This is a genomic window from Streptomyces smaragdinus (genome assembly GCF_009604385.1).
Classification (GTDB): Bacteria; Actinomycetota; Actinomycetes; order Streptomycetales; family Streptomycetaceae; genus Streptomyces; species Streptomyces smaragdinus.
This window is the reverse complement of sequence record NZ_WEGJ01000012.1, coordinates 56508-69195: the sequence shown is the minus strand read 5'-3', so window position 1 is coordinate 69195 and position 12688 is coordinate 56508. Positions and strand designations below refer to the sequence as shown.

General features: G+C 69.2%; 12 protein-coding genes and 1 tRNA gene. 10 read left to right on the top strand and 3 right to left on the bottom strand.

Annotated features, from left to right (window positions below; genetic code table 11):
* The first annotated feature begins 47 nt into the window (after positions 1-47).
* From modA to SRB5_RS17520, 4 genes are all read left to right on the top strand, one after another.
* The gene (gene modA / locus SRB5_RS17535) at positions 48-821 is read left to right on the top strand and encodes a molybdate ABC transporter substrate-binding protein (RefSeq protein ID WP_153453025.1); all 774 of its coding nucleotides are present in this window, start codon (positions 48-50) and stop codon (positions 819-821) included.
* Positions 818-1606, top strand: coding sequence for an ABC transporter permease (locus tag SRB5_RS17530; RefSeq protein ID WP_323378051.1), 789 nt, complete (start codon positions 818-820; stop codon positions 1604-1606). The genes modA and SRB5_RS17530 overlap by 4 nt, the downstream gene beginning before the upstream one ends.
* Positions 1588-2643, top strand: a complete 1056-nt coding sequence (locus SRB5_RS17525; protein ID WP_153453024.1) for an ABC transporter ATP-binding protein — start codon at positions 1588-1590, stop codon at positions 2641-2643. Before SRB5_RS17530 ends, SRB5_RS17525 begins: the two co-directional genes overlap by 19 nt.
* Positions 2644-2734: 91 nt before the next feature.
* Positions 2735-4798: a transglycosylase domain-containing protein gene (locus SRB5_RS17520; RefSeq protein ID WP_153453023.1), complete on the top strand. Its 2064-nt coding sequence runs from the start codon at positions 2735-2737 to the stop codon at positions 4796-4798.
* Here the strand turns inward: SRB5_RS17520 and SRB5_RS17515 are convergent.
* Positions 4785-6080, bottom strand: a complete 1296-nt coding sequence (locus SRB5_RS17515; protein ID WP_153453022.1) for a polysaccharide deacetylase family protein — start codon at positions 6078-6080, stop codon at positions 4785-4787. The two genes, SRB5_RS17520 and SRB5_RS17515, sit on opposite strands and share 14 nt — an antisense overlap.
* A 262-nt stretch (positions 6081-6342) precedes the next feature.
* On the opposite strand from SRB5_RS17515, the gene SRB5_RS17510 reads away from it, so the two are divergent.
* Positions 6343-7539, top strand: a complete 1197-nt coding sequence (locus SRB5_RS17510; RefSeq protein WP_153453021.1) for a hypothetical protein — start codon at positions 6343-6345, stop codon at positions 7537-7539.
* Here SRB5_RS17510 and SRB5_RS17505 read toward each other — a convergent pair.
* Positions 7532-8161 carry an ATP-binding protein gene (locus SRB5_RS17505; protein WP_153453020.1) on the bottom strand — a complete coding sequence of 210 codons (630 nt, stop codon included), beginning with the start codon at positions 8159-8161 and terminating at the stop codon, positions 7532-7534. The two genes, SRB5_RS17510 and SRB5_RS17505, sit on opposite strands and share 8 nt — an antisense overlap.
* A 207-nt stretch (positions 8162-8368) precedes the next feature.
* Here SRB5_RS17505 and SRB5_RS17500 point away from each other — a divergent pair, with 207 nt between their 5' ends.
* The 3 genes from SRB5_RS17500 (at position 8369) to SRB5_RS17490 (ending at position 11139) form a co-directional block, all read left to right on the top strand.
* Positions 8369-9124: a GntR family transcriptional regulator gene (locus tag SRB5_RS17500; protein ID WP_153453019.1), complete on the top strand. Its 756-nt coding sequence runs from the start codon at positions 8369-8371 to the stop codon at positions 9122-9124.
* Between the two features lie 428 nt (positions 9125-9552).
* Positions 9553-10224 (top strand): hypothetical protein, encoded by a 672-nt coding sequence (locus SRB5_RS17495; protein WP_153453018.1) that lies wholly within the window; start codon positions 9553-9555, stop codon positions 10222-10224.
* Between the two features lie 96 nt (positions 10225-10320).
* Positions 10321-11139: a DUF4253 domain-containing protein gene (locus tag SRB5_RS17490; RefSeq protein ID WP_153453017.1), complete on the top strand. Its 819-nt coding sequence runs from the start codon at positions 10321-10323 to the stop codon at positions 11137-11139.
* Between the two features lie 67 nt (positions 11140-11206).
* On the opposite strand, the gene SRB5_RS17485 is transcribed toward SRB5_RS17490, so the two are convergent.
* Positions 11207-11288 (bottom strand) — tRNA-Tyr (locus tag SRB5_RS17485).
* Positions 11289-11486: 198 nt separating this feature from the next.
* Here SRB5_RS17485 and SRB5_RS17480 point away from each other — a divergent pair.
* Together SRB5_RS17480 and SRB5_RS17475 are read left to right on the top strand one after the other, a co-directional pair.
* Positions 11487-11975, top strand: a complete 489-nt coding sequence (locus SRB5_RS17480) for a YajQ family cyclic di-GMP-binding protein (protein ID WP_153453016.1) — start codon at positions 11487-11489, stop codon at positions 11973-11975.
* A 79-nt stretch (positions 11976-12054) separates the two neighbouring features.
* The gene (locus tag SRB5_RS17475; protein WP_323378049.1) at positions 12055-12666 is read left to right on the top strand and encodes a LysE family translocator; all 612 of its coding nucleotides are present in this window, start codon (positions 12055-12057) and stop codon (positions 12664-12666) included.
* Positions 12667-12688 lie beyond the last annotated feature (22 nt).

Below are 12688 nucleotides of genomic sequence, written 5' to 3'. Positions count from 1 at the left end.
ATGAGATAGGGCTACTCCTCCTTGCATCTGCCGTCTATGATCGGGTCATGTTGACGCGTTCCCTGGCTGTCGCTGGTGCGGCTGTCGCGCTGCTCGCCCTGAGCGCCTGCTCGTCGTCCGACTCCGACGGCAACTCGGGGCGGCTGTCCGGCACGGTGAACGTCTTCGCCGCCGCCTCCCTCGAGCAGAGCTTCACGGAGCTGGGGGCGAGCTTCGAGAAGGCGCACCCCGGGACGAAGGTCGTGTTCAACTTCGGCGGCAGCGACAGCCTCGCCGCCGGGATCAACAGCGGGGCTCCGGCGGACGTGTTCGCCGCCGCCAGCCCGAAGACCATGGCACTCGTGACTGGCAAAGGCGGAAACGCCGGTGAGCCCGAAACGTTCGTCCGTAATCAGCTGGAGATAGCCACCCTCTCCGGCAATCCCCACCACATCGCCTCGCTGAAGGACCTCACCGAGTCCGGCCTGAAGGTCGTCCTCTGCGACGAGGCCGTCCCCTGCGGGACGGCCGCCAAGAAGGCCTTCGACGCGAGTGGGCTGAAGCTGACGCCCGTCTCGCTGGAGGAGGACGTCAAGGCGGCGCTCACCAAGGTGGTGCTCAAGGAGGCGGACGCCGCCGTCGTGTACCAGACGGATGTGCGGGCGGCGGGTGACAAGGTGGAGGGCGTGCCCTTCCCCGAAGCCGCCGGCGCGGTCAACGACTATCCCATCGCCCTGCTGAAGGACACCGGCAACGCGAAGGCGGCCCGGGCGTTCATGGACCTCGTGCAGTCCCCCGACGGGCAGCGGGTTCTGACCGGGGCGGGCTTCCTCGCGCCGTGATCAAAGGCTCGCGCGCACCCCTGCCGCTGCTGGTTCCGGCCCTCATCGGGCTGGTGTTCCTCGTGCTCCCGCTGATCGCGCTGTTGGTACGCACCCCGTGGGCGCGGCTGCCCGAGCTGCTGACCGGGGCCGAGGTCTGGCAGGCGCTGCGGCTGTCGCTGGTGTGCGCCACCGCCGCCACCGCCGTGAGCCTGGTGATCGGGGTGCCGCTGGCGTGGCTGCTGGCGCGTGTGGAGTTCCCCGGGCGGGGGCTCGTACGGGCGCTGGTGACCCTGCCGCTGGTGCTGCCGCCGGTGGTGGGCGGTGTGGCGCTGCTGATGGCGTTGGGGCGCAACGGGGTCGTGGGGCGGTATCTGGACGACTGGTTCGGGGTCACCCTGCCGTTCACCACCGCGGGGGTGGTGGTCGCGGAGGCGTTCGTGGCGATGCCGTTCCTCGTCATCAGCGTGGAGGGGACGCTGCGGGCGGCGGATCCGCGGTTCGAGGAGGCGGCGGCGACGCTGGGGGCGTCGCGGTTCACGGCGTTCCGGCGGGTGACGCTGCCGCTGATCGCGCCGGGGATCGCGGCGGGGGCGGTGCTCGCCTGGGCGAGGGCGCTGGGGGAGTTCGGGGCGACGATCACCTTCGCGGGCAACTTCCCCGGACGTACGCAGACCATGCCGCTGGCCGTGTATCTCGCCCTGCAGAGTGACCCCGACGCCGCGATCGCCCTGAGCCTGGTGCTGCTGACGGTGTCCGTCGCGGTGCTGGCGGGGCTGCGGGACCGCTGGATGACGGCCTCGTGACGGGGCTCGACGCGCGGCTGGTCGTCGACCGGGGCGCCTTCCGGCTGGACGTGACGCTGACGGCGGCGCCCGGCGAGGTGGTCGCGCTGCTGGGTCCGAACGGCGCCGGGAAGACGACCGCCCTGCGTGCGCTGGCGGGGCTCACACCGCTGACGGAGGGGCGGCTGCTGCTGGACGGCGAGGTGCTGGACCGGATGCCGGCGGAGAAGCGGCCCGTGGGTGTCGTGTTCCAGGACTATCTGCTGTTCCCCCATCTGAGCGCCCTGGACAACGTGGCGTTCGGCCCCCGCTGCCGGGGCGCCTCGAAGGCGGAGGCCCGTACACAGGCCGCCCTGTGGCTGGAACGGATGGGCCTGTCTGCCCACGCCGCCGCCAGACCCCGCCGCCTGTCCGGCGGCCAGGCCCAGCGCGTCGCCCTCGCCCGCGCCCTGGCCACCCGCCCCCGGCTGCTGCTCCTGGACGAGCCCCTGGCCGCCCTCGACGCCCGTACGAGGCTCGCGGTGCGGGCCGAACTGCGGCGCCGCCTGGCGGACTTCGAGGCGGTCGCCGTCCTCGTCACGCACGACCCCCTGGACGCGATGGTGCTGGCGGACCGGCTGGTCGTCGTCGAGGAGGGGCGCGTCGTCCAGGAGGGCACGCCGTCGGACATCGCGCGGCGTCCCCGTACGGACTACATCGCGGACCTCGTCGGCCTGAACCTCTACCGGGGCCAGGCGGAGGGCCACACCGTCCGCGTGACCGACGGCCCCGTCATCACCACCGTCGAGGACTTCACCGGTGACGCCTTCGTCGCGTTCCCCCCGGTCGCGGTGACCGTCCACCGCACCCGCCCGGCGGACACCAGCGCCCGCAACCTCTGGCGCTGCGAGGTCGCGGGCCTGGAGACGCACGCCGACCGCATCCGCGCCGACCTCACGGGGGACCTCCGGCTGACCGCCGACCTGACGGCGGCCGCGGCGGCGGACCTGGACCTCCGTCCGGGGGCCGAGGTCTGGGCGACGGTGAAGGCGACGCAGACGCACGCGTATCCGGCGTGAGCGGTCCCGGAGCGAAACCTTCCCGTTGATCACGGCGTCAGTGAAGTGTGGGCGGCGGACGGCCGCCCTTTGCCACGTCACGGGGGAGCCGATGTCGCGCGTTTCCGCTGCCTGGACGCAGGTCCGTACGGCTGCACGAAGGCACCTTCCCGCCGAGCGGCTGCGGGCGTCGGCGGGGCGCCTCCCCGCAGGCCTGTTGCGGCGCCTGCGACCGCACTACCCCCGCCCGGGCGTCGACGGCCGGCGGCGCTGGATCCCCTCCTGGCGCCAGTCCCTGTGCGGCTTCCTGCTGGTGGTGGGCCTGCTGACCGGCGCCGTGACGATCGCGTACTCGCAGACGGACATCCCCGAGGACCTGAATTCCTTCGCCACCCAGCAGGACAACGTCTTCTACTGGTCCGACGGCTCCAAGATGTCCCGCACCGGCTGGGTGAGCCGCCAGGACATGCCACTGGAAAAGGTCCCCGAGGACGTCCGCTGGGCGGTCCTGGCGGCGGAGAACGCGGGCTTCTACGACGACCCCGGGATATCGATTTCCGGAATGACGCGGGCACTCACCCGAATGGTCGGCGGCGGCGACACCCAGGGCGGATCCACGATCACCCAGCAGTACGTCAAGAACGTCTACCTGAGCCAGAACCAGACAATGTCCCGAAAGTTCACCGAAATGCTGCTGGCCCTGAAGGTGGACGAGAAGTTCAGCAAGGACGAGATACTCGAGGGCTATCTGAACACCAGCTGGTTCGGCCGCGGCACCTACGGCATCCAGCGCGCCGCCCAGGCGTACTACGGCAAGGAGGCGACCGACCTCAACGCGAGCGAGGGCGCCTTCCTGGCCTCCCTGCTCAAGGGCGCCGGACAGTACGACCCCGCCCTGGGCCCGAAGAACCACGAGCGGGCGGTGGCGCGCTGGGCGTGGACGCTGGACCGGATGGTCGAGATCGGGAAGCTGTCACCGGCCGAGCGCGCGACGTACAAGAACTTCCCCGAGCCCACCCAGGCGACCGGCGGTCGGACGGATCTCAGCGGGCAGCGGGGCTATCTCGTCGAGCTCGCCAAGGCGTACGTCACGGGCAAGGGCAAGATATCCGAGGCGGAATTCGACCGCGGCGGCTACCAGATCTACACGACCTTCGACAAAAAGAAGACGGAGGCCCTGGAAGCGGCGGTCCGCAAGGCGCGCAAGAAGCTCTCGCCGAAGGACCGTAAATCCGACACCTACGTGAAGACGGGCGCCACGACGGTCGGCCCCGACGGCCGAATCATCGCCGTATACGGCGGCCCCGGATTCCTGAAGCAGGGCTTCAACGAATCCAACGCCGTCACCGTCCCCGCCGGTTCGGCCTTCACCCCCTTCGTGTACGCCGCCGCGCTGAACGACGGCATCGCCCGCGACCGCAGCGGCGTGCGCTACCCGGTGACGCCGTACAGCACGTACAACGGGCAGAACAAAGCCTCCGTGATGACGCCGGAGGGCCCGTACTGGGACCGCAACGGGAAGATCGTCAGGGCGAAGAACGACGGCGGCCTCTCCTGGGGCGAGAACGTCACCCTGCGCCAGGCCATGGTGCACTCCGTCAACGGCCCGTTCCTCCAGCTCGGCATGGACGTCGGCCTCGACCGCGTCCGCCGGCACGCGCTCCAGGCCGGCCTGCTGCCGTCCAGCCTCGGCAGCCAGGTGCCGGCGTTCGCACTGGGCAACTCCACCCCCAGCGCGATCCGGATGGCGTCCGCGTACGGGACCTTCGCGGCCGGCGGGCGGCACACCGACCCGTACTCGGTGCTGAAGGTCACCCGCAACGGCGAGCGGCTCCCGCTGCCCGAGGTCCGTACGCGACGGGTCTACGGGGCGGATGTGGCGCGTGAGGTGACGGAGTCCCTGCGGGCGGTGGTGGAGGAGGGCACCGGTCAGGCCGCGCGGAGCACGGGACTGGTGCCGGCGGGGAAGACGGGGACGACGCCGGACAACAGGGCGGCGTGGTTCATCGGCTCCGCGGGGGAGGAGACGACGGCGGTCGTGCTGTACCGGATGGACCTGCGCAAGCTCGCCCTGATGCCGCTGGACGGCACGGCGGGCACCGCCGGCGACGAACTCGGGAACCCGCTTCCGGCGGACATCTGGCGGGACTACTCCGAACGGTTCACTCTCCGCTGACGAGCGACTTCCATACGGGCGCCTGCCCGGGGTCGAGCGTACGCAGCTGCTCCAGGACCTTCGGGTCCTGCGCGTCCATCCAGTCGGCGAGCTCCCGGAAGGACACGCATGCGACGTCCTTGCGGGGGCAGACGTCGCGCATCAGGTCCTCGACGGCGTTCATGTAGATACCGCCGTTCCACTGCTCGAAGTGGTTGCCGACGAACATCGGGGCGCGGCTGCCGTAGTAGACGCGGTTGAAGCCGTTCCTGTACGCGTCGACGGTGGTCTGCTCCCAGACCGGGTACTGGGCGGGATCACCGTCGGTGCGGCCCTCGGACTGGTTGTAGAGGAAGTTGAAGTCCATCGACAGCACCTGGACGTCCCGCTGCGGATACGGCAGCAGCTGGAGCGGAAAGTCCCAGACCCCGTCCTTCTTGCCGGGCCAGGTCTGGAATCCGCCGGGCGAGCTGGCGTCGTAACGCCATCCGGCCTTCTTGACGGCCGGTACGAGCGTCTCCTGCCCCTCCAGACAGGGCGCGCGCCCGCCGACGAACTCCCGGTCGGGGTCGAAGGGGAGCGGCGGCAGATCGGTGAAGCCGGTGTTGGTCTTCCACTTCTTCACGAACTCGTACATCTGGTTGATCTCGCTGGTCCACTCACCGACGCTCCAGTCATCCCCGCCCTTCTTCCCGCAGAAATGCCCGTTGAAGTGCGACCCGATCTCGTGCCCGTCCTTCCAGGCGCCGCTCAGCTGCTTCAGCGTGGTCCGTATGTGTTCCTCGGTCGGGTACGAGATCGCCGCCGCCCCCCGCTTGTGCTGCGGCGGCCGATAGAGTCCGCTCTTCTCCTGGGGCAGCAGATAAATCCCGGTGAGAAAGAACGTCATATGGGCGTCGCTCTCCGCGGCGACCTCCCGGAAATGGGAGAACAGATGATCGTCCCCCTCGAGAGCCCCGTCCCACGAGAAGACGACGAACTGCGGCGGCTTCTCCCCGGGCTTCAGCTTCCGCGGCTTCAACTGCCCCGGCTGCGCCCCGGTGTACGACGTGGACCCGTCCCCCAGCACCTGGGCGCTGCCGTCCCACCGCTCGGCCGTCTCCTTGGCGCTGTCCCCGGCCTTCCGCATGCTCGCCCCGACCCGCTCGGCCGGATCCCCGCCTCTGGCCTCGGCGTTCGTGCCCTTGCCTCCGACGGCGGTGTTCCCGACGGCTAACGCGATGGACGCCGCGACGACCGCGCAGGCGGCGCTGAGGGTCGTACGTTTCCGCGACCGTACCCACGATCGGACACTTCGGGACATCGACGCTCTCCCATGCCGGGGGCTGCCGTACAGCCCGGAGTGTGCTCACTCCGTTGACGCGTCGAACGGGGGTTCAGGTTGCACATCCCCGGCGGGTCACCGGTCCACGTACGGCGGGGAATTCCAAGCGGAATATCTCCGACCGTCGTCCCAACAGTGACAGCAACACCATCATGACACCTCATCTCCCTTCCCGCCTAGGACCAAAACCACAGCCCGTAAACATTGCCCGACGACCTACCCAGATTTCACAATCGACCTCATGAATCGCCCCGAGGAAGTCGACCAGGACGATCTGCTCCACGCCCGGCTACAACTGCTCGCCTCCGGCCGAAAAGACCCCCGGGACCTGCTCCCGGCCTACCGAGTACTGGCCCGCGCTTACCCACAGTCCTTCCTCCCCCGGCTGGCGAAAGCCCTCCGCTCACGCAGCTACGACCGCGAGTTCGAGACCCGCCCCGACATCGTGCTGTCCCTCCGCGCGGAGGCGGCGGACGCGGCCCGCCGCATCGACCCGACCGAGCCCCGCCGCGCGGCGCTGCTGATCGACGTCCTGAGCTCGTACCAGTTCGCCCTGTTCCAGCAGGGCCACCGCACGGAAGGCAAGGCGGTCTGCGAGGAGATGGCGGCGGCGGGCCGCCTCGGCCACACCCTGGGCCAGGTCAAGCACCCGGCGTACGGCCACGACCGCCTGGCGGCGGTGCTGGCGGAGGAGGGCAGACACGGCGAGTCGGCGGCGCTACGAGCCGAACTCGCGTCTTCCGGCGGTGACTGGCAGCTGATCGCCTGGTCGGCGGAACTGGACGCGGCCGGCCGCCCGGAGGAGGCGCTGTCGGTGTTCGCCCGCGTGGTGTCGGACGCACGCTCGAAGCTGACGCGGAACGAGACCTCCCTGGCGATCGCGTTCTGGAAACTGTCCCACTACGCCCGCATGCTGGCCGCCGCCGGCCACCCCGCCCAAGCGGCAGCCGCGCGCGCGGAAGCCCTGACGCTGACTGCGGAACTGGCGTCGACGGGCGAACGCCGGAGCTGGAGCAACATCCAGGCATGGTGGTCGACGCTGTACATCCTCTCCACCCGCGCCGAGGAACCCCCGGCGACCCCGGACGCTCCCCAGCCCCCGTTCGGCACGGAGGGCAACTGGTCCCCGGACGTACGCCATACGTACCTGTCCGCGATCCCGGCCCTGACGGCCGAACTGACCGAACCCCGGCCACTCCCCACCCTGATCGCCGCACACCGCCGCCTGACAGCCCGCTCCACCCTCCACTGCCAGACCCGCACCCACCTGATCGAGGCCCCGCTCACCCCCCTCTTCGACGCGTACGTGGCCGCAGCCACCCCCTCACCCCCCGCCCACGCCACAGCCCTGACGGACCGAGCCCTGTTCCTTGTGGCCGCCCACCAGTACGCCACGGCCCACGAGGACTACCGCAAGGCGACCACCCTCCTCACCTGACCCGGCCCAGCACCTCTTCGGGATCACACCCGTGAGCCCGTAGCCACCAGACCAGATCGGACATGAGCTCCCCCGCCACTTCCCCGGCCGAGGCCGGGCTGAGGGGCCCTTGGCGGGGGAGCCCATGCCGCAATTCCGGCAGGGAAGACGCGTAAAGCATCAACAGCGCCTCGGCGTTGGTCACCCGATCACCGCCGACATGCCCGTTCGGCTCGGACAGCCCCGTCCCCAGCTCGCACCAGGTGACCTTGCCGGTGCCGACCGCCGCAACGCCCCAGTCCTCGGCAAGCGCATCCACGATCTGCATCCCCCGCCCACTCTCGCAATCGGCCGCGGGCGCCATGGCGGTCGGAACCGTCGCCGCCCCTTCGTCGTGCACCTCGAGTCGCAGGCGGATGCCCCGCATAGATCCCGCCAGCAAGGCCTGAGTGCCCTCGCCCACGTGGTGGATCACGTTGTTGACCAGCTCCGTCATACAGATCTGCGCCTGCTCGACCACGTCGGTTAATCCCCAGAGTGTTAGGCGCGTGCGCAACAACCGCCGTAGAGAGGACACTTCGGCAGGCGCCGCGCTGAACGGCACTTCCCACCGCTTGCGTCGCATGCAGTCACCAAGATCCATGGCGCTCCCTTGCGCAACGGTCGACGGACTCCGTTGTCATGGAGGTTGCCGACGCAACCTCTCTAGACATCTTCTAGGAGAGCGCATTTCTGGAGATGCTGTCAACCGAGATGTCTAGAGAGGTTGGCGTGTGGGTGAGGGCTGTCTGCATCGAACAAGCGCCCTCACGCATCACCTAAGCTGTCTAGAGAGGAGAGGAGGGTCTGGATGCCCAGTCCCGACGAGACCCGGCCCAAGTACCGGCAGATCGCGGACTCGCTGCGCAAGGCGATCCAGTCGGGGGAGTACGGTCCCGGCGATCGCCTTCCCGGAGAGAACGACCTGATGGCCGGGCACGGCGTGGCACGCATGACAGTTCGCCAGGCCTTGGGTGTACTCAAGGACGAAGGTTTGACCGAAGCCCGTAAGGGTGCCGGTGTGTTCGTGCGTTCCTTCCAGCCGCTCAGACGTCGAGGCGTCCAGCGCCTCTCGCAGGAACAGTGGGGCAGTGGACGCTCCATCTGGTCGGCGGACGTCGAGGACCGGGACTTCGTGGTTGATCACGTGACCGTCTCGGAGGACGCAGCGCCGGAGCGCATCGGATGGGTTCTGGATCTCCCGGAAGGGGATACCGTCTGCGTTCGTCGCCGCCGCTTCGTCCTGGACGGGAAGCCTGTCCTGCTGGCGACGAGTTACCTACCCACTTCCCTGGTGGCAGGGTCGGCGGTCACTCAGGAGGACACGGGCCCCGGCGGCACCTATGCCCGTCTCGCGGAACTCGGTTGCAAGCCGGTGCACTTCCGTGAGGAGATTCGCTCGCGCATGCCCACGAAGGACGAGGCGGAGCACCTGAACATCGCTGCGGGCACCCCTGTGATCCTCATCTGCCGAACCGCCTACGCGGACGGCAATCGCCCCGTGGAGGTCAACGAAATGACGCTCGACGCCGCCTCGTACGTCCTGGAGTACGCCTTCGAGGCGTGACGCGTGATGCGGTGCCCTTCCTGCGGTGACCTGCGCGAGGCGGTTTTCGTCCGGAAGGGCGCGTAACCGAGGTCGTCGAACTGTTCGGGACGGGGCGGCATGTCAGGGACCGTCGAGCGGTCCCTGAAACGCGCCGGTGACGGCCGGCCCCCATCATGCGGCCGGGGTTCCGGCTGCTGCGCGGTCGTGTGCGACGGCGAGGGTGGAGCGGCGAGCTGTGCTTTTGAGGTGTTGCCGGTGGCTGATTGTGGTTCGTGGTCCGAGTGCCCGGTCGGTGACGGCGGGCGTGCGCTGGCTATCTCGTACAACCAGCTGGGCCGTTCCGCGAATTTCCGTAAAACGAGTGAATAACCATGCCCTGCCCCACATAAGTCACTTAGGTCGTTATGGTCTTGATGTCCGTTCGGACGTCAACGCCAAGGAGACCCATGCGCACCAAAACCACCCTGTCCGCCGTAGTCGTGACCGCAGCGGCCCTCGCTGCCACCGCGACCGCCACCGCCGTCCCGCAGTCGGCCGCCGAGGCCGCGCCGCAGGGCGCCGTCCTCACCTACGGCACCACCATCACGCTGCACAACCTGTGGAACTCCGACGGCGGCTACCTCGACAGCAACGGCTACTCCCAGCAGCCCGGCGCCTACCTCGCCGTCTCCACCGCGAACACGCCCACCCGGGGCCCAGGCACCGGCAGCTGGAAGGTGCTCTCGGCCACCGGCAAGAACAACGGCGCTCCGGTGGTCAGCGGTGACATCGTCTACCTGGTCAACCAGTGGGACCACGGCCACGGCGGCTACCTCGACACCAACGGCCGCTCGACCCGGGCCGGCGCCCGGCTGAACGTCTCCACCACCAAGTCCGCCACCCGCATCGCGGGCTCCACCGTCAAGTGGCACGTCCTCGACAAGACCTCCAGCCCCCGGGACGGCAAGGTCCGCATCGACGACACGGTGAACCTGCTCAACGACTACCGCAGCGCCCAGGGCGGCTTCCTCGACACCAACGGCTACGAAACCCGCCCCGGCGCGAAGCTCGCGGTCTCCACCAGCTACTACTCCGACCGAGGCGTCGGCACGGGCTCCTGGAAGATCGGCACCCTCTGACCTCGGCCAGAGGCGCCTGACGAGGGCCCGTCATTGGCGCATCCGCCGGTGACGGGCCCTCCGTCTGTTGTCGGAGGGCGGCAGTAGTCTCCGCGCATGACTGAGCGTGCTCATGAACAGTTCGGCCGTCTGCCCGGCGACCTGCCCGAGGGCCGCCTGCTCGGTCCCTCCGAGCAGATGCAGCGGTTCGGTGCCTCGCCTGTCCCGGTGATGTGGATCAGCAGCAGATCCCTGCCCGACGCCGGCTTGTGGTGGCAGCGCCTGCACGCCATGCGGCGGGATACGGGCCTCCACCCCGTACTGCTCCTGTACGCGGACGACAGTTTGCAGCCGCGCGAACCGATGGCGATCGATCCGGTCCAGTACCTCCGGGAGGAATGGCAGCGGGACCGGAATCAGCGGGCCGAATGGGCGAGCGGCGGGGAGGAGGTGCCCGTACCGGATGGGGTCGAACCGTGGCCGGACGACCCTGGCCCGCCTTTCGACGAGTGGCCCGGGCCGGCGCCCGCCTCCGCGTCCGGAGAGGATCCGGACCGTATCGCCGGCGAAGTGGCGGAGGCGCTCGCGGAAGGTGAGCTGGCCCGTTACGTCGCCCTCGTACCGGCCGAGCGCAGCGCGGACATACCCGAAGCCATCGGCTGGCTGGGGATGACCAACCACACGGGTTCCCGGCAGCTCTCGGCCGTCCTGCGCTCGTGGGAGGACCGCTTCGGGGCACGTGTGGTGGGGATGGCGCCCGCCCACCTCTATGTCTCCGTTGCCGCGCCGCCCACCAGCCTCGAACAGGCCCAACTGCTTGCGCTGGAGCACTACCTGCTGTGCCCCGACACCATCGACCAGAATCCGCGCTTCACGCATGCCGGCTACGCCGAATGGCTCATCGACAACCCGGGGTGGAGCTTCTGGTGGGACTGACCGTTCGACATGCAGAAGACCCCTCCCGAACCGCGTTCCCGCAGTTCAGAAGGGGTCTTCCGGAGTGTGGCGGCGCCAGGATTCGAACCTGGGAAGGCGAAGCCGGCAGATTTACAGTCTGCTCCCTTTGGCCGCTCGGGCACACCGCCTGGTGTTTGTCCCTCCAAGAGGCCCGCGAGGGGTCCCGCTGCTCCTTGGCGACGTCGTAAACCATACCCGATCCACGGGGGTGGTCCGCCACTCGGTTGTTCGCGAATGGATCACGGTTCGGGTGGCTAGGCTGGGGCGACGGCCCGGTGACGGGCCGCAGGACTGTCCGACCATCTACGTACAGGGAGCCAGGGATCATGGCCGACTCCAGTTTCGACATCGTCTCGAAGGTCGAGCGGCAGGAGGTCGACAACGCGCTCAACCAGGCCGCCAAGGAGATCTCCCAGCGCTACGACTTCAAGGGCGTGGGCGCCTCCATCGCCTGGTCCGGGGAGAAGATCGAGATCCGGGCGAACTCCGAGGAGCGGGCGAACGCGGTGCTGGACGTGTTCCAGACGAAGCTCGTCAAGCGGGGGATTTCGCTGAAGGCCCTGGACAGCGGGGAGCCGCAGGCGTCCGGCAAGGAGTACAAGCTGTTCTCCTCCCTCAAGGAGGGCATCTCCCAGGACGACGCCAAGAAGCTGTCGAAGATCATCCGCGACGAGGGCCCCAAGGGCATCAAGGCGCAGGTGCAGGGGGAGGAGCTGCGGGTCAGCTCCAAGAGCCGCGATGCGCTGCAGGACGTCATCCAGCTGATCAAGGGGCAGGACCTGGACTTCGCCGTCCAGTTCGTCAACTACCGGTGAGCCGAGGGGGCGCCCGCCGCGGACCCGGTGCGGCGCCCCCGGCCTTGATCGGCCCCGTCCGGCCAGGCACTATCCCCGGGTGACCGAAGTCCTCGCCGTCGCCGCGATCACCGTCCTGGCCGTCATCAGCCCGGGCGCGGACTTCGCCATGGTCGTACGGAGCAGCTATCTGTACGGGCGCACCGCCGGCCTTCTCGCCGCCGTCGGCATCGCGGCCGGGGTGTGCGTGCACGTCGCGTACACGATGCTCGGCGTCGGACTGCTGATCGCCGAGACGCCCGAGCTCTTCACGGCGATCAAGCTGGTCGGCGCCGCGTACCTCATCTGGATCGGCGTCCAGACCTTCCTCACCCGCACTCGCCTCGAGGTCGACCTGACCGAGGAGAAGACCCGCGGGTCGGCCCTGCGCACCGGGTTCCTCACCAACGTGCTGAACCCCAAGACCACCCTCTTCGTCGTCAGCACCTACACTCAGGTCGTCGACGCCTCCACACCGCTGGCCCAGCAGCTCGGCTACGGCGGGTTCATGTCGTTCGCACACTGGGCCTGGTTCAGCGCCGCCGCCCTCTTCTTCTCCAGCGACCGCCTCCGCGCCCGCATGCTCGCCGCCCAGCGCGTCCTCAACCGCGCCATCGGCTCCCTCCTCGTCACCCTCGGCGTCCTGCTGGCCCTCGCCCCCTCGGGCCACTGACCGGGCCCCGTACGCTGGACCC

Bases quoted from the DNA above. Each gene is read 5' to 3' on its own strand.
- modA (WP_153453025.1), top strand. From the start codon at position 48: ATGTTGACGCGTTCCCTGGCTGTCGCTGGTGCGGCTGTCGCGCTGCTC.
- SRB5_RS17520 (WP_153453023.1), top strand. From the start codon at position 2,735: ATGTCGCGCGTTTCCGCTGCCTGGACGCAGGTCCGTACGGCTGCACGA.
- SRB5_RS17515 (WP_153453022.1), bottom strand. From the start codon at position 6,080: ATGTCCCGAAGTGTCCGATCGTGGGTACGGTCGCGGAAACGTACGACC.
- SRB5_RS17510 (WP_153453021.1), top strand. From the start codon at position 6,343: ATGAATCGCCCCGAGGAAGTCGACCAGGACGATCTGCTCCACGCCCGG.
- SRB5_RS17505 (WP_153453020.1), bottom strand. From the start codon at position 8,161: ATGGATCTTGGTGACTGCATGCGACGCAAGCGGTGGGAAGTGCCGTTC.
- SRB5_RS17500 (WP_153453019.1), top strand. From the start codon at position 8,369: ATGCCCAGTCCCGACGAGACCCGGCCCAAGTACCGGCAGATCGCGGAC.
- SRB5_RS17495 (WP_153453018.1), top strand. From the start codon at position 9,553: ATGCGCACCAAAACCACCCTGTCCGCCGTAGTCGTGACCGCAGCGGCC.
- SRB5_RS17490 (WP_153453017.1), top strand. From the start codon at position 10,321: ATGACTGAGCGTGCTCATGAACAGTTCGGCCGTCTGCCCGGCGACCTG.
- SRB5_RS17480 (WP_153453016.1), top strand. From the start codon at position 11,487: ATGGCCGACTCCAGTTTCGACATCGTCTCGAAGGTCGAGCGGCAGGAG.